Origin of the sequence: Agrobacterium sp. CGMCC 11546 (assembly GCF_013365515.1) — a bacterium.
GTDB classification, from domain to species: Bacteria; Pseudomonadota; Alphaproteobacteria; order Rhizobiales; family Rhizobiaceae; genus Agrobacterium; species Agrobacterium fabrum.
Genome location: NZ_CP047387.1, coordinates 2,735,574 through 2,752,532 on the forward strand (window position 1 = coordinate 2,735,574; position 16,959 = coordinate 2,752,532).

11 protein-coding genes are annotated in these 16,959 nt (G+C 59.9%); 2 read left to right on the forward strand and 9 right to left on the reverse strand.

Annotated elements, in window-relative coordinates:
• The first annotated feature begins 11 nt into the window (after positions 1–11).
• Complete coding sequence (accD, locus tag GSF67_RS13455) at positions 12–908, forward strand: acetyl-CoA carboxylase, carboxyltransferase subunit beta (RefSeq protein ID WP_006311090.1); 897 nt, start codon at positions 12–14, stop codon at positions 906–908.
• 86 nt (positions 909–994) lie between these two features.
• Complete coding sequence (locus tag GSF67_RS13460; RefSeq protein WP_006311091.1) at positions 995–2,374, forward strand: folylpolyglutamate synthase/dihydrofolate synthase family protein; 1,380 nt, start codon at positions 995–997, stop codon at positions 2,372–2,374.
• Positions 2,375–2,421: 47 nt separating this feature from the next.
• Here GSF67_RS13460 and trxA read toward each other — a convergent pair whose 3' ends face one another.
• The 9 genes from trxA to GSF67_RS13505 all read right to left on the reverse strand — a co-directional run bounded on the left by trxA (position 2,422) and on the right by GSF67_RS13505 (position 16,880).
• Positions 2,422–2,742, reverse strand: a complete 321-nt coding sequence (gene trxA, locus GSF67_RS13465; RefSeq protein WP_006311093.1) for a thioredoxin — start codon at positions 2,740–2,742, stop codon at positions 2,422–2,424.
• A gap of 77 nt (positions 2,743–2,819) precedes the next feature.
• Positions 2,820–6,377 (reverse strand): double-strand break repair helicase AddA, encoded by a 3,558-nt coding sequence (gene addA / locus GSF67_RS13470; RefSeq protein WP_006311095.1) that lies wholly within the window; start codon positions 6,375–6,377, stop codon positions 2,820–2,822.
• Complete coding sequence (gene addB, locus GSF67_RS13475; protein ID WP_006311097.1) at positions 6,367–9,552, reverse strand: double-strand break repair protein AddB; 3,186 nt, start codon at positions 9,550–9,552, stop codon at positions 6,367–6,369. The genes addA and addB overlap by 11 nt, the downstream gene beginning before the upstream one ends.
• The gene (locus tag GSF67_RS13480) at positions 9,549–10,286 is read right to left on the reverse strand and encodes a nucleotidyltransferase family protein (RefSeq protein ID WP_006311099.1); all 738 of its coding nucleotides are present in this window, start codon (positions 10,284–10,286) and stop codon (positions 9,549–9,551) included. Before GSF67_RS13480 ends, addB begins: the two co-directional genes overlap by 4 nt.
• Before the next feature lie 14 nt (positions 10,287–10,300).
• Complete coding sequence (locus GSF67_RS13485; RefSeq protein WP_006311100.1) at positions 10,301–11,812, reverse strand: bifunctional tRNA (adenosine(37)-N6)-threonylcarbamoyltransferase complex ATPase subunit type 1 TsaE/phosphotransferase; 1,512 nt, start codon at positions 11,810–11,812, stop codon at positions 10,301–10,303.
• Complete coding sequence (locus tag GSF67_RS13490; protein ID WP_006311101.1) at positions 11,809–14,454, reverse strand: PAS domain-containing sensor histidine kinase; 2,646 nt, start codon at positions 14,452–14,454, stop codon at positions 11,809–11,811. The genes GSF67_RS13485 and GSF67_RS13490 overlap by 4 nt, the downstream gene beginning before the upstream one ends.
• A 208-nt stretch (positions 14,455–14,662) precedes the next feature.
• Positions 14,663–16,063 carry an adenosylhomocysteinase gene (gene ahcY, locus GSF67_RS13495; protein ID WP_006311102.1) on the reverse strand — a complete coding sequence of 467 codons (1,401 nt, stop codon included), beginning with the start codon at positions 16,061–16,063 and terminating at the stop codon, positions 14,663–14,665.
• 128 nt (positions 16,064–16,191) lie between these two features.
• The gene (locus GSF67_RS13500; protein WP_006311103.1) at positions 16,192–16,467 is read right to left on the reverse strand and encodes an HPr family phosphocarrier protein; all 276 of its coding nucleotides are present in this window, start codon (positions 16,465–16,467) and stop codon (positions 16,192–16,194) included.
• Positions 16,468–16,478: 11 nt separating this feature from the next.
• Positions 16,479–16,880, reverse strand: a complete 402-nt coding sequence (locus GSF67_RS13505) for a PTS sugar transporter subunit IIA (RefSeq protein ID WP_003505374.1) — start codon at positions 16,878–16,880, stop codon at positions 16,479–16,481.
• Between the last annotated feature and the right edge of the window lie 79 nt (positions 16,881–16,959).

The window sequence follows — 16,959 nt, forward strand, 5'->3', positions numbered from 1 at the left end:
GGAGTAGACAGTTGAACTGGATCACCAATTACGTTCGGCCGCGGATCAATTCCATGCTTGGCCGCCGCCCGGAGGTTCCGGAGAACCTGTGGATCAAGTGCCCGGAAACGGGCGAGATGGTCTTCCACAAGGATCTGGAAGACAACAAGTGGGTCATCCCGGCTTCCGGTTACCACATGAAGATGCCGGCCAAGGCGCGCCTTGCCGATCTTTTTGATGGTGGCATCTATGAGGCCTTGGCCCAGCCTAAAGTGGCACAGGACCCGCTGAAATTCCGCGATTCCAAGAAATACACCGATCGCCTGCGCGACAGCCGCGCAAAGACCGAGCAGGAAGATACGATCCTTGCCGGCGTTGGTCTTCTGAAAGGCCTGAAGATCGTCGCCGTCGTGCATGAATTCCAGTTCATGGCCGGCTCGCTCGGCATTGCCGCCGGCGAAGCGATCGTCAAGGCTTTCGAGCGCGCCATCTCGGAGCGTTGCCCGCTCGTCATGTTCCCGGCCTCGGGTGGCGCCCGTATGCAGGAAGGCATTCTGTCGCTGATGCAACTACCGCGCACCACGGTTGCGGTGAATATGCTGAAAGAGGCAGGCATGCCGTATATCGTGGTTCTGACCAACCCGACCACGGGCGGTGTCACGGCTTCCTACGCCATGCTGGGCGATGTCCATATTGCCGAGCCGGGCGCGGAAATCTGCTTTGCCGGCAAGCGTGTCATCGAGCAGACCATTCGCGAAAAGCTGCCGGAAGGCTTCCAGACCTCCGAATACCTGCTGGAACACGGCATGGTGGATATGGTCATCGATCGTCGCGAAATCCCGGACACGCTGGCCAGCATGCTCAAGATCATGACCAAGGCGCCTGCCGATAACGCGAACGCCGTCGTTCCGCTGGCCGCTTCGGCCTGAGGAAAAAAATATGTCGCCCGGAGGCATAAACTGCCTTCGGGATGATGCTATACGTTGCCTGATTTCATTTTTGGGGCAGCGGACAAATGGCAAACAAAACGCCTGAAAGGCGAACGGAAGACATGACGAAGCCCGCGATCGGTGAGGCCGAAAAGATCATTGAGGAGCTGATGCAGCTTCACCCCAAAGGGTTTGATCTTTCACTCGACAGAATTTCCCGTCTTCTCGAAAAACTCGGCAATCCGCAAAACAGAATGCCGCCGGTGATCCATGTGGCGGGCACCAATGGCAAGGGTTCCGTTAGCGCCTTTTGCCGGGCTTTGCTGGAAGCGGCCGGACTTCCTGTTCATGTCCATACCAAGCCGCATCTCGTCAACTGGCATGAGCGCTATCGTCTCGGCGTTGCCGGGGAGAGGGGCCGCTTTGTTGAAGACGCTGTCTTCGCGGACGCCCTGCGTCGCATCGAAGTCGCGAACGATGGGCAGAAGATCACCGTTTTTGAAATTTTGACGGCTGTCATGTTCCTGCTTTTTTCGGAGCATCCCGCTGATGCTGCGATCGTCGAGGTTGGACTGGGCGGTCGCTTCGATGCCACCAATGTGATCAATAGCCCTGCCGTTTCCATCATCATGCCGATTTCGCTCGACCATGAAGCTTATCTCGGCGACCGCGTGGAACTGATTGCCGCCGAAAAGGCTGGCATCATGAAAAAGGGTTCGCCCGTCGTCATCGGCCATCAGGAATATGATGCGGCGCGTGAAACGCTCGTCGCTACGGCCGAGCGGCTTGGTTGCCCGGTTTCTGTCTACGGACAGGATTTTTCCGCCCATGAAGAATTCGGCCGCATGGTCTACCAGGATGAATTCGGCTTGGCCGATGCGCCGTTGCCGCGTCTTCCCGGCCGCCATCAGCTCGCTAACGCTGCCGCAGCGATCCGCGCCGTGAAAGCAGCCGGTTTCGAAGTGACGGAGCGGATGATCGAAAAGGCCATGACTTCAGTGGAATGGCCCGGCCGTCTTCAGCGCATCCTGACCGGCAAAATCGCTGAAATCGCCCCGAAGGGTGCCGAGATCTGGATCGATGGCGGTCACAACCCCGGCGCGGGTGAGGTGATTGCCGAGGCCATGGCAGGTTTTGAGGAAAAGACGCCGCGCCCACTCTTCATCATCGCTGGCATGATCAATACCAAGGACCCGGTAGGTTATTTCAAGGCTTTCGCCGATATTGCCGAATATGTCTTCACCGTGCCGATAGGCGGCACGGATGCGGCGATCGACCCTGTCGTGCTTGCCCATGCCGCTTTTGATGCCGGTCTGGTGGCCGCGCCCACATCGACGCTGACCCATGCTCTGGAAGAATTGTCGCGCCGTGTAGATCCCGAAGGACCGCCGCCGCGCATCCTTATCGGCGGATCGCTTTATCTTGCCGGAAACGCCCTTGCTTTCAACGGTACCGTTCCCCAATAAAAAAGCCCGGCGATCATGCCGGGCTTTTTTCATTCCATAAAAACGGCTTAAGCAGCGCTGGAAATCCAGGCGGAAAGCGCTGTCTTGGGTGCAGCACCTACCTTGATATCAGCCACTTCGCCACCCTTGAATATGGCAAGCGTCGGGATCGAGCGAACGCCGAACTGAGCGGCCAGCTCCGGGTTTTCGTCGATGTTGAGCTTCGCAACTTTGACCTTGCCAGCCAGCTCGGAGGAAATTTCCTCAAGGCTCGGCGCGATCATCTTGCACGGACCGCACCACTCGGCCCAGAAATCCACCACGACGGGTTCGGCGGATTCGAGGACTTCGGACTGGAAGTTGGCGGCATCGACTTTTACGGTAGCCATATCTGGCTCTCCTTTCAGTAAATCTTTTCCGCTATCGATGTGATGCGGGCGCGTCGAAATTTCAATGCCCCGGTATCTCACTTTGTCTTTATTGCGGCAAGGGCCTCTGCCATGGCATCGTCGTCAACCCGCACAAAAGCGGCACTTTCCGTATAAATCAGCGCACAGACAAATTCCTTGCCGGGGTAAAGCGGCGCCAGAATTTCGCGATAAATGGCAAGCTGCGCGACGTGCGAGAAGGGAAGCTCGCGTGCTTCGCGCGGCGGCACGCGGTTTGTCTTGTAATCGACCAGAATGACCCGATCACCCTCCACCGCCAGCCGGTCGATGCGGCCGGAGACGGCATAGTGCTGCCGGCCGAGGGTCATCGTGCCCATAATCGACACTTCCGCACGGCTGTTGGCGGAAAAGGCTGGCTGAACCGCTGGTTCGGAGAGGACCCGCAAAACCGCCTGGATCAAATGTTCCCGCTCAGTGGCGGGCCAGAAACGCGCTGCGCGCTCGGCATAACGCCGGGCTGCCTCTTCCCGCTCGCTTTCCGCAAAATCCGGCAGGGCCTGCAGCATTCGATGCACCAGCTTACCCCGTTGCAGGGCAAGGCTGGAGGCCTCGGTTTTTTCTCCGAACAGCGGTGAACGCACGGCCAGATCGTCCGCACCGTCATCAATGATGGTTCCCGCGCCCGATGGGCTGAGCGGCCTTGGCAGGGAGGGCAGGGCGGGCAGGGGGGCAAGAAGGCCCGGCGGAAGCGTGTGGTCTTCTTCCTGCCGGGGTTCTGCGGGCTTGTGCGGTGCAAGTGCCGGGCGTGCTTCGGACTTACGCCAGACAAGCCCCTGCCATTCCTCGCCATCGGCGCTGAACAGCTGCGGCTGGCAATGATCCTGATTTTCCGCAAGCGCCACCTTGACGATAGCGTGCCAGCATTCGGGATTTTCCTTCTGGCCGCGATAACCGCAGACGACAAGATGATCGGCGGCGCGGGTCATCGCCACATAAAGCAGCCGACGATATTCATCTTCCGCGGCCGTTTTCAGGCGTTCCTCATCCGAGCGAATGAGATGATTGGAAAAACCGCTGCCGGGCAGCCAGACCGGAAAGGCATCGCCATCCCCCTCCACGAAGCGCAGTTTCGGCACATGGCTGTGGTTGAAGGCCTTCGAGCCACCATCCACGACAAAGACCACCGGTGCTTCAAGCCCCTTGGACGCATGCACGGTCATGATGCGCACTTCGCCGCGATCCTTGTCCTGCTCGCGCTTCACTTCAGGTGAATCGGTCTCCAGAACCGAGAGAAAAGCCTGAAGACCGGGCAGGCCGGTTCTTTCGTGATCCAGCGCGAAGGAGAGGAACTCGTCGAGAACGTCGCTCGCCTCGTTGCCAAGACGGCCAAGAAATTTTTTGCGGCCGTCATGCAGGGTCAGAACCGCCGCGAAAAAATCATGCACCGTGGCGGTTTTCGACAGTGATATGAAATGCCGAAGTTTGTCGGTGACGATGGATAGACGGCTGGTTTCTTCGCCTGAAAGGACTTGCAGCCTCTGCCACACACTCTCCGTCTCGGATCGCGTCGCGGCGATCTCGAAGACATCGTCTTCCGTCAGGTTGAAAAGCGGGCTCTTCAGCAGGGCCGCCAGCGAAAGATCATCCTCCGGCAGCACCACGAACCGGCCGAGCGCCAGAAGATCCTGCACGGCGATGTGATCGGTCAGGCGGAGGCGGTCGGCACCGGCAACGGGAATGTTCTTACGCCGCTTCAACTCGCGGGTCAGCGCGTTGACGAAGGCAGCGCGTTTTCTGACAAGCACGAGAATATCGCCGGGTTCGACGGTGCGCTCCACGCCCTTTTCGATGATGGTTTCGTTTCCGATCATATCGGCAATGCGCGCGGCGATACGCCGGGCGACGATGGTGGCCGGCGCGCTTTCCCGCAGCGCGTCGAAGGGGGCGGTCCAGTCCTCTTCATCTTCGGTGGTTTCCGGTGCCACCATATCCCACACTTCCACGGTGCCGGGATGGCCGGCGCGGTTGGAACGGTGTTCGACGGGCTCATTGTCGGCGCTGAGGCCGCTCGCGTTTTTCGGGTCTGAAAAGACCTGATCGACGGCAGCCAGCACATCTTCAGTGGAGCGGAAGGAGAGCGGCAGGCGGATGCGGTGGAAGGCCTGCTCCACCTGATCGACACGCCTTTTGGTCTCATCGCGCTCCTGCGAGAACCGTTCCGGTCGCGCGCCCTGAAAGGAATAGATCGACTGTTTTTCGTCACCCACGGCAAAGAGTGTGCGCCGCCCCATGCGGGCGCTTTCACCGTTGAAGAAATCCGCTGCCAGCGACTGGATGATTGACCATTGCACCGGGCTGGTGTCCTGCGCCTCGTCGACCAGAATATGGTCGATGCCCTGATCCAGCTTGTAATGCACCCATGCACCTGCCGTATCGCGATTGAGCAGATTGGCGGCGCGCTCGATCAGATCTTCAAAATCGAGCTGGCTTCGCTGCTTTTTCAGGTCTTCGAAATCGCCGATCAACCGTTCGGCCAGCACAAGGGCACTTTTAGTTGCCACCAGCATGCGCACCAGACGATAGCGATTGCGGCAGGCCACGACATGGTCGCGGGCCAGCGTCAGCGCATCAACGAGATCAGGTGCAAATTTCTGCATGCCCTTGTTGATGACATAGGCGTCCGATTTTTTCTCGCCCTTGGCCGTCAGCAGCGCGACTTCGATGAATTCCATCCGCCGCACCGGGTCCATCTGCCGTTTTGCTTCCCGGAGCGCATAAGCGACCTCGATGACACGCGATCCTCCCACCTCATCCGCAAGCGTGAGGTAAGTGTCGAGTGCCAACCCGGAAAGACCGGGCAGGGGCCAGAAGGCTTCAGCCGCCGTTTCCTCGGTCTCCCCGGCAGCAATCTGCATCTCCTGCCGCAAACGGGCATCAAGGCCGACCGACTGTTTTGCCTCGTGCAGGAAAGAGCGAAGCGCGCTGCGATTGGCGATGATGGCGGAAAGCAGCGCTTCCAGGCCGCTTTCATCGGCAAGATCGAGCACATAGGCGAGCGCCTGCGCCAATTCCGCGTCGTCCTCAGTCGAAACCGCCGTCAGAAGCGAACGGCGCGCCTCGGCCAGAAGCGTGGTGGCGGCGCGATCATCGAGAACCGAGAAATGGCCGGCGACATTGGCCTCCAGCGGGAACTGGTGCAGCAGGGCTTCGCAAAAAGCGTGGATGGTCTGGATTTTCAGCCCGCCCGGTGTTTCCAGCGCCTTGGCGAACAGCCGCCGTGCTTCGGCGAGCTTTATGCGATCCGGCACCTTGCCTTCGATGGCGGTGATGCGGTCCTTGAGATCGGAATCCGGCAACGTTGCCCATTCCGCCAGCCTGTCGAACACGCGGCTCGACATTTCCGATGCTGCGGCCTTGGTATAGGTGAGGCAGAGGATCGCCGAGGGGCGGCACCCGGCCAGAAGCAGGCGGATGACGCGCTGGGTCAAAACATGGGTCTTGCCGGAGCCGGCATTGGCCGACACCCAGGCCGAGCTTGCGGGATCGGAGGCAAGCCGCTGCCGGGCACTGGTCCAGTCGATCCAGCTTTCAGGTGTATCGGCGGCAGGTCCGGCGTCGATGGGATCAATCGTCATCGCCGTCTCCCGGTTCCGCCGTCGACCATTCTGAAACGCGGGCGAGGTGGTCATATTCCCCGCCATAGGATTGCTGCTCTTCCGGCACCAGCCGGGAGGCGAAACCGTTTTCACCGTCGCGCAGCGAGCGCACGAATTTGGCAAGCTGGTCGATCGATTCCGTTGCCAGTTCGATAGCGGATTTCGGCGGTCTCTTGCCGCTTCGGTTGGAATGTTCGTTATTCACCTGATCGGCAAAAAATCGGTCTCCCGGCCGCAGGCGTACATAGATGAGGTTTTCGGGCGTGGGCGAACCTGTTTCGCGGAAGGCACCGCGCATCAGTGCCGCCGCTTCCAGCGCCAGCTGCGGGTCGAGCAACGCTCGCGCCTGATTGACTGATGGAGCAAGACCGGTCTTGTAGTCGATAATATCCGCCTGGCCGCTGGTCTTGATGTCGATACGGTCGGCAACGCCGGTCAGCCGGATGCCCGCCTCGGCGATCTCCTGCCCGGCCCGTGCTTCGAAGAAGCTGCGGCGGATGGAGGGGTGCCGTTCTTTCTCCCAATCGATGAAGGCGCGGGCCACCGCCGCAAAACGCGGACGCCAGATGACATCCACATGCACAGGCAGGTTTTCCGCGTCGAAACAGTCGTCGAGAATGCGTTGCATCGCCTCAAGCGAGGCCGGTGTGCCGGGAATATGCCCCTCACGGGAATAGCGCTCAATAATCCCGTGATAAAGCGTGCCGCGATCGGCGGCGGTCGGGTCGCGGTTGAACGGATCGAGCGGATCGAGCTTCAGGATGCGCCGCGCATAGATCGCATAGGGATCCCGCCGCAGCCGCCCTACTTCGCTGAAGGAGTAGCTCTTCGGCTGCAGATCAGCCGGCGGTTTGGGGGCAGGGCGCTTTACCGTCTCCTGATCGATGCTCTCATCCATCAGACCTGCCCAATGGCGATAGGTCTCGCCGCGCTTCCTCAGTTGTTCGGCGAAATTCTCGCCACCCAGAGCCAGGAGCCTTTGCAGCCAGCGGGAGGCGACGGCGGGGGTGGAGCCCTGCCTCAGCGCCCGGGTGTAAAAGATCTGCCGGGTGCCGTTCGCCATCTCGAAGTCATGCGCGAGCTGGCCGATGCGCCGTTCCGGCGGCTCCAGCCCGATGGCGGTCTTCATGCTGCGGGACAGGAACGGATTATTGGCCGTCTGGCCCGGCCAGAGCCCTTCATTGAGACCACCGATGACGACGGTGTCGACGCTTTGCAGCCGTGCCTCCAGCGCGCCGAAGATGAAAATGCGCGGATGGCGCATGGAACGCGGCTTGATCGATTCGCCTGCCACCAGCGCTGCAAAAATATCGATCCATTGCGGCCCGTCCGCGTCGAGGATGTCGCCGCTCTCCATCAGTTCCGCAAAGAGACTTGAGAGTTTGTCTCCCGCCTCGCCAGACCACAATGCGGCCAGATCATTGCTGTCGTCGGCACAGATGGCCTCGATCACTCGGCCTGTCCGCCCAGCCCAATCGGAAAGCGGCAATTTATCGGTGAAGGCGCGCCCGGAGCGGTCACGACGGATGAACGCGGAGCCGAGTGGCTCCGTAGCGATGGCGATCCGCCGGGCCAGATCGCGGGCCGCATCAACACTTCCCTCCGGCAGCGCCACCCGCCAGGCGGGCGGGTGCCTGTTGTCACGCTGGGCCAGAAGCTGCGCGTCCAGAACCACTTCGAGATTGCCTATTTCGGTTTCGACGCGGCCACCGCGCAGAGCGATCAGTTCCAGCGCTTTCGAGGCCTTGGTAAAAGCGTCACCGGAAAGCCCGAAGCGGGCGAGGGGATGCTTCAGGAGCGAAATGATTGGCACCGGGTCTCCGGGCCTGAGAATGGCTTCCAGCGCCAGTTGTGTCAGCCCTGCCTGCGGCGTGGCGGAAAGCGGCGTCCCGGCCGAATCGTCTGCCTCGATGCCAAAACGTTGCAACTCCGTCGCGACCCGCCGCGCCAGTCCGCGGTCGGGCGTTATCAGTGCCGCCTGAGACGGCCGCCCAGGACCCGGGGCCTCCAGCGCCAGCCGGAGCGCCACCGCGATGGCGGTCGCCTCTTCACGCTGATTGGCGGCCTCGATCAATGTGGCCGCTGCGAAGGCTTCATCGAAAAATCCGGGATCCCGGCCTTCGCGCCAGCCGTTCCAGTCGCTTGTGGACTTGGCGGGTGCGAGTGCTGCCGAAAATACGGCCGCGCGCTTTTCGAGATCACGGTCGAGGGCGCCGATCTGAACCACCTCGTCGCGGAACATGCCGAGCTTCTGCAGCAGCATATAAAGCCCATATTGCGGATGGGTGCGGCTCGAAGGATCGGTGGGGTCCTCGGCAATCGCCTGCCACTGTTCTTCGGACATCGCAAGATCGAGCCCCGGAAGCACAACGGTTCCCTGCGGCAGGGCTGCGACGGCGGCGATGAGATCGGCGGCGGCCGGAATGGAGCCCGTGGAGCCAGCCACGATGATCGGCCCCGTATCCGGCAGGTTGGCAAGCCGGTCCGCCTCTGCCCGCAGGATGGCGTTGCGATGCCGGCCCGCGGAGGAACGGTTGAGTTCTGCAAGCCGCGCTGGCCAGAAGACGCTGGCGATCTTCAGGAAATCCGCCGTCAGCTGCCACCATTGCGCATGTTCGCCGGTATCGAGATGCTGCAGCGCTTCCCAGTCCTTTTCTTCGGTATCCATCGCATCGATCACCTCGCCGAGCGCACGCGCCAGCCAGATGGCATCCGCGGGGCTGGCGGGAGCGACGAGCGGTGAATCCGAATGGATCGCCCGGATGGCGTCGGGCAGGCTGTTGCGCCAGGCGAGAATGAGGCGCGCCAGTTCGATCTGCCGGCCGGTGCCGGAAATCGGTGGCGCCAGATCCATGATCTCGGGATTTTCGATATCGAAGAAACCGCTATCGTCATCCGTTTCACCCAGAGGCCGGATCAGCGGCAGAATGGCGGATCGGCCGCCCAGAAGATCGACGAATTCGGAGCGCAGCACGCGCGCAGAGCGCCGCGTCGGCACATAGATCGTCACGCTCGCAAGCGAAAGAGGATCGGTCGGATCATATCTATAGCCGGCTGTCAGCCGCCCGTCACACAGCGTTTCCGCGAGCGTTTTGAGAAACGGTGTTCCCGCAGCGATCGTCAGGACGCGCTTTGCGTGGTGGGTGAGCGTCATGCGAAACGTTTTTCTCTGAATTGCCGGATGATGCTTTCCGCATCGTCAATCGCGTCAGGCGTTCCCACGGTGATCCAGTGGCCATCCAGCGACAGGCCGAAAAGCCGGTCTTTTTCAATGGCGCGGTCGAAATAGATATTAAGGTTGAAAGCGTCCGCCGGTGCATCGTCAAGCAGCCGCGAGTCCATGGCGATGGCGCCGGCATAAACCACCGGATTAGCGTCTCCATCGCGATAGCGCGTCAGCTTTCCCTCGCCGGCAAGGTTGAAATCCCTCTTGCCGTTGTGGCCGGTGGTGCGATCCATGTCGACGCAAAGCAGCGCCATGTCCATACGCGCCGGGTCAAGGAATTGAGCTAGCTTGCGCAGGTTGCTGACGGCGTTCAGCCGCTCACCAATCCAGAAAAGATCCGCGTTCATGACGAAGACCGGGCCGGGTTTCAGAAGCTTCAGGCCTTTTGCGAGCCCACCGCCGGAATTCATCAGCTGCGTGCGTTCATCCGAGATCAGAATTTCCGCATCGGTGCGATGTCCAAGGTGGGAGATCATCTGTTCGGCATGGTGATGCACATTGACGACGATGGTTTCAGCCCCGGCTTCGACAAGGGCGTCGAGCGCGTAATCGATCATCGGCTTGCCGGCGATCTTCACAAGCGGCTTCGGGATCGTATCCGTGATCGGGCGCATGCGCGTGCCAAGCCCGGCGGCCAGCACCATCGCGTTTTTGATCGTCATCGTGGTCAACCGTGTTAGTCGTTAAAGTCCATGCCCATACGGACACACCATTCCCGGAGTGGCGCGAGTTCGGGATGCGAAAGCGCGTCAGCGAGATAACGGAACGTCCGCGGCATATGTTTCATATAACCGGGTTTCTTGTCCCGTTCCAACAGCCTCACCCAGATGCCTGCAAGCTTGCAGTTGCGCTGCGCCGACATGATGGCGAAAGCCTTGAGGAATGTGGCCTCATCGAAAGCGGGCGTCGCTTTTCTGCTGTCGAGATAATGCGACATGAGGCGTGTTTGTAGTTCGGGGGGGATGGTGACCCGCGCATCCTGCACGATGGAAGCGAGATCATAGGCGGTGGGGCCAATCATCGCATCCTGAAAATCGATCAGGCCAACTTGGCCGATGCCGCTATTCTGCGCCTGCCAGAGAATATTCGGCGAATGGAAGTCACGCAGCAGAAGTCCCGTTTCGCAGCCGGCGAGCGCATCGATCAGGCCGTCCCAGATGACGTAATAATCCTGCTTCTCGCCATCGGTGAGCGCTTTGCCGCGCTTGTGGGGCAGATACCATTCCACCAGCAGCGAGACTTCGATCTTCATCGCTTGCCGGTCGAAGGAAGGAATGTCGTAGGTGCTGCCATCACGCATCGGCAGCAACGCCGGGCACGGTGTCTGATGAAGGGCGGCGAGACAGGCGACACTTTGAAGATAACGTTCTTCTATCGGTGTGCCATCTGCAGCAAGTACACCCTCCCGTCCGAGATCCTCCAGAAGGAGAATGCCCTGATCGATATCCGCGGCCAGAATCTCCGGCGCACGGAAACCGCTGTTTCGCAGATAATCGCCGATTGCCACGAAGGAGCGCGCATCCTGGGCAAGATGGACGATTTCCGCGTAAGTTTTGCCGTCCGCAACGATCGCTCCCCTCATGGGGCGCCGCCAGTCCATCAGAATAAGGTCGGGGCCATCGGTCGAGATCGTTTCATAGGCGCGTGTGGAGGCATCACCGCTCAGGAAACGGCGAGTCGCATCGCCTCTGCCGTTTTTCGCCAGGAATTCACGAATGGCGAAAACACGGTCGAGCCGCGCTTTCTGTTGTGCCGGCGCCTCTATCACGGCCACGCGACCTTCACCCGAATGTGTCAGCTGCAGGGTGATCGTCTGTTCCGGTGGCAGAACCTCAGCGGCGATGTCGGGCCACTCGATCAGGCAGACACCGTCCTCCAGCATCTCGTCAATGCCGAGTTCATCCAGCTCCGAAACATCCGAAAGCCGGTAGAGATCGAGATGGGCGACGGGGATGCGGGTGGCATAGGTCTGGATGATGGTGAAGGTGGGGCTTGGAACCTCAAGATCGGGCTCATCCGCCATCGCCCGGATGAAGGCGCGGGCGAGCGTTGATTTGCCGGCGCCGAGATCGCCGATCAGCGCCAGGCAATCGCCGGGTTTCAGGGCCAGGGCCAGGTCTTCACCGAGCCTTATGGTGTCCTTTTCTCCCGCCAGCGAAATGGTGATCGGCAAGATGTCTTTGCTCATTCTGCGGCGATGGAGTGCGGCAGTGTGGCGGAGGGAATGCGGCAGGTGACGATGGTGCCGTTGCCGGGCCGACTGTCGATGCTGACGGTGCCATGATGCAGGCTGACGAAGCTTTCCACGATGGAAAGACCGAGCCCTGCACCGGTGCGCCGTCCGCCATTGCCACGCGTCGCAAAGCGGTCGAACACGCTCTTCAGCATGTCTTCGGGAATGCCCGGACCCTTATCTGCAACGGAGAATACGAAGTCGCCTTCGCTGCGCTGGCAGGAGAGCTGCACGGAGGAACCTTCGGGTGCGAAGTTGATCGCATTGGTCAGGAGCTTGATGAGAATCTGCTTCAACCGCTGGTGATCCGCCACCAGACTGCCGAGATGGGCAGGCGCGACGATCTCGAGCGAAATACCGCTTTCCTGCAGCCGGTCGGCGATCTGCACCGAAACATCGTCGAGCAGCTCGTTCAGATCATTATCCGAATAATTGAGCTGCATGATGCCGGCATCGACGGTCGCGAGATCGAGAATATCGTTGACGATGGTCAGGAGAACCGAAGACGAGGTGGAAATATGGTCGAGATATTCCGCCTGCCGTTCCGTCAATTGGCCGATGCCGGGCGTCTTCAGGAGATCGGTGAAGCCGATGATATTGGTCAGCGGCGAGCGCAGCTCGTAGGAAACATGCTGCACGAAATCGTTCTTCAGTTCATCGGCCTTCAGAAGCGCGTCGTTCTTTTCCTTGAGCGCCCGCTCGGCGCGCACGCTGTCCGTCATATTGACAAAGGTCAGCATGGTCTGAGCGTCGGGAAGCGGAATGATCGCATAATCGAGCACGAGACCGGAAAGCAGTTCGAGCGTGCCCTGCCGCGATGGCCGTTCGTCATCGAAGCTGGTGATGAACTGGCTGAAGGCGCGCCAGCCATCCGGCCCATCATAGGATTGAGCGCAGGCGGTTTCGATTGCGCGAATATGCGTGCCTGTTTCCGCCTCATCGGCCGTCACGCCCCAGAGAGCCCGGAATGCCGGGTTGGAGAGGCGAATGCGCCCGTCTGCGCCGAACACGGCGACACCTTCGGCCAGATGGTCGATGGTTTCGCCCTGCACCTTCACCAGGGTGTTATAGCGCATCTGCAGGTCGACCTGCTCGGTCAGGTTCTCGAAAACCCAGGTCGCGCCACCTTGCGGATGGGCCGTGGCGATCACCCGCAGGGTCTGGCCGTTGGGCAGGTGCCAGAGATCCGTCTTGGTATCGAGCGACCGGTAGAAGGAAAGCGCCGTTTCCTTCCAGTTCTTCCAGTTCAGCTGCTCGGGCAATTTGCCGGCGCTACGCAACCTGTCGAGAAGCTCGGAATTGTCAGGGCCGGATTCGAGGAGAACCAGATCGAAGCCCCACAGGCTGGCAAAAGCCTGATTGTAGAATTGCAGCCGCTGCCGGCCGTCAAAAATGGCAACGGGCGTCGCCAGATGATCGAGCGTTTCGGCGTGGCTTTTCAGAACTCGCTTGAGTTCTTCGCGGATGGTTTCCGCTTCGGTGGCATCGATGGCGATACCAGCTGATCCGCCCGCTGTCTTGATGTCGACAACGTCGAAGAAGCTGCGGTTACCGGAAACGACTGTCGAAATGCGGTCGTGATAGGGCGATTCCGGCGTCGCGGCCGCGCGTATCTTCTGTCGGGTAACCGTGTTCAGAAGTTCGCGCTTTTCCTGAACGGCCTGCTCGGCATTTCGCGCATCCACCGCATGGGCATAAGCGTGGTTGACCCAGGTGAGTTCACCCTCGCCATTACGCCGCCAGACGGGCTGTTCGATGGAATCGAGAAGTTCCTGAAATGTCGATACGGAGGCAAGCAGACGCTCGCGTTCCACCTGCAATTCGGCGAGTTCGGCGCGGAGATTGTTGAGCGCGATGAAGCGCGCAAAGGCGTTGCCGCCGGATACACGTCCCTGAACTTCAATCACTTCGCCGCGCTGCGTCTCGATGGTCAGATCGAAGCTCTGGGCGTGGCTGCGCAGTTTCTCGATGGATTTTTCAAGGTGGCCCGCGGATGCCGGTTTCAGCCAGCGGCCGAATGCCAGAAAATCCTGGTCCGCCTGCGGCACACCGGTCTCGGCCGGCAGCTGTCCCAGAAATTCCGGGCGTTTATCCACGCCATCCCAGATGACGATGCGGCGGCTCTTATCGGAGATCAGCGCCTCGTATTTCGCGATCTTGTGGTGGGATTGCGCGAGTGCCTGACGGTATTCGCTGCTTTCCGCCTCGATATTGCCGCGCTGGCGCACCAGCCAGACGACGGAAAACAGCGTTGCCGAAAGCATACCGACGAAAAGCGAATAGGTGATGGTTTCTCCAGACGAGAACAGCCGTGCGCTGGTCTTTGCCACAAGGCCGTCCTGGGCCATCGCAACGGTGCTCGAGCCGGTGAGAACCGTACCCGAAAGCAGGATACGCGCCCGCGAAAAACCGGTCCGGATCGCGCGGATTACCAGCCGGCAACGTGCCAAAGCATTTCCAGAAAAAGTGGGCGTCGGTTTTCCATCCGGAAAGACGCAGAAACGCTCCAACGCCTGCGTGCTTGATGCCACGCTTGCGTGCGTGTTTTCAACGCGTTGAACTGTCTGCTCGCGCAGATCCGAATTGTGAACCGTCATCCCCGGTCTGTCTCCGTCCTATGTGCCGCATCTTCGACAAGACATCCCATTTCGTCCACGCCGCCCTTTGGTGTGTCCGAATCAAGTCCGATGACAATACCGTCTTCATAAATCTGCGGGAAGGGAGCGCGCAAAAAAGATGCCGCGCGCTTTGTCAAGCGCACGGCATCTAGATATTGTGTAATTTCAGTGGATATTAACTATGATATTAATATCTGTAGTGTTCAGCCTTAAACGGACCCTGCTTGGAGATGCCGATATAATCTGCCTGAAGGTCGGAAAGTTCGGTTAGCCGCACACCGAGCTTCTCGAGGTGGAGGCGCGCGACCTTCTCATCGAGGTGCTTCGGCAGCACGTAAACTTCGTTCTTGTATTCACCCGGCTTGGTGAAAAGCTCGATCTGGCCAAGCACCTGGTTGGTGAAGGATGCCGACATGACGAAGGACGGGTGACCGGTGGCATTGCCAAGGTTCAGCAGGCGGCCTTCGGAAAGCAGGATGATGCGGTTGCCCTTCGGGAACTCGATCATGTCGACCTGCGGCTTGATGTTCGTCCACTTCAGGTTACGCAGCGAGGCGACCTGAATTTCATTGTCGAAGTGGCCGATGTTACCGACGATAGCCATGTCCTTCATCTCGCGCATATGCTCGATGCGGATCACGTCCTTGTTGCCGGTGGTGGTGATGAAGATATCGGCGGAGGAAACCACGTCCTCCAGGCGAACCACCTCGAAACCGTCCATCGCGGCCTGAAGTGCGCAGATAGGGTCGATTTCTGTGACCTTCACGCGGGCGCCGGCGCCCTGCAGCGAGGCCGCGGAACCCTTGCCCACATCGCCGTAACCGCAGACCACGGCAACCTTGCCGGCCATCATCACGTCGGTTGCACGGCGAATGCCGTCGACGAGCGATTCCTTGCAGCCGTATTTGTTGTCGAACTTCGACTTGGTAACGCTGTCGTTGACGTTGATGGCCGGGAAGGGCAGCAGGCCCTTCTTGGCGAGATCGTACAAACGATGAACGCCGGTCGTCGTTTCTTCCGTCACGCCCTTCAGCGCATCACGCTGTTTGGTGAACCAGCCGGGGGAAGCCTTGAGGCGCTTGTTGATCTGCGCGAAGAGGATTTCCTCTTCTTCCGAACCCGGGTTGGAAAGCACATCCTCACCGGCTTCGGCGCGTGCGCCAAGCAGGATGTACATGGTGGCATCGCCGCCATCATCGAGGATCATGTTGGAGAGACCGCCATCGGTCCACTGGAAGATCTTGTCGGTATATTCCCAATATTCCGTCAGGCTTTCACCCTTGACGGCGAAGACCGGAATGCCGGCTGCTGCAATGGCCGCTGCCGCATGGTCCTGGGTCGAAAAGATGTTGCAGGAGGCCCAGCGGATTTCCGCGCCCAGTTCTTTGAGCGTTTCGATGAGAACGCCGGTCTGGATCGTCATGTGAAGAGAGCCGGTGATACGTGCGCCCTTCAGCGGCTTGCTTTCACCGAACTCCTTGCGGCAGGACATCAGGCCCGGCATTTCGGTTTCGGCGATGTCCAGCTCCTTGCGGCCGAATGCGGCAAGGTTGATGTCGGCGACGATGTAGTCCTTCTCAAGGCTCATAAGGTTCTCCAGATCAGAAACGCCGCGCCTGACGGCCCGGCTCTTAAACGTAGCAGCGGTTTAGCAGGCCACAACCGATCTGGCAATAATGATATAAAGAAGTCTTTATGTCTTTATATGGGGCGGTCTCAGGCCTCTTCTCCGAAGCGGTTGGCGACCAGCGCTTCCAGTGCGGCCAGCGCCTCTACCGCCTGATTGCCACTCGCCTCGACATAGACGCTGCATCCGGGGCTTGCCGCCAGCATCATCAGGCCCATGATGGATGTGCCGCCAACGGTCATGCCGTCCTTGGAAACCGTGATCGTGGCGTCGAAACCCTCGACCATCTGCACGAACTTCGCGGATGCCCGAGCGTGGAGACCGCGCTTGTTGATGATGGGCAATTCCCGGGAGAGAGGCGACATGGGCTGACTTCTTATTTGCCGCTTAAAACGCGGCTGGCGACGTTGATATATTTGCGGCCGGCATCGGACGCATCCTGAAGGGCCTTGTCCATATTATCTTCGCTGCGAACGCCTGCAAGCTTGATAAGCATGGGAAGATTGACCCCGGCGATGACTTCGACATTGCCGTTATTCATGACTGAGATCGCGAGATTGGACGGCGTGCCACCGAACATGTCAGTCAGAATGATGACGCCGTTGCCATCATTGGCGCGCGCGACGGCGTCGATGATATCCTGCCGGCGCTGATCCATGTCGTCTTCGGGACCGATACAGACCGTCTCGATCAATTTCTGGGGACCGACGACATGCTCCAACGCATGGCGAAACTCCTCAGCCAGCTTGCCATGGGTGACAAGCACTAGTCCGATCATGAAATGCTCCCTTGCACACGCACTCTCATTGCCGACTATCGCAACGCGGCAATCCTGTCCATCGGTGGGATTTCATCTT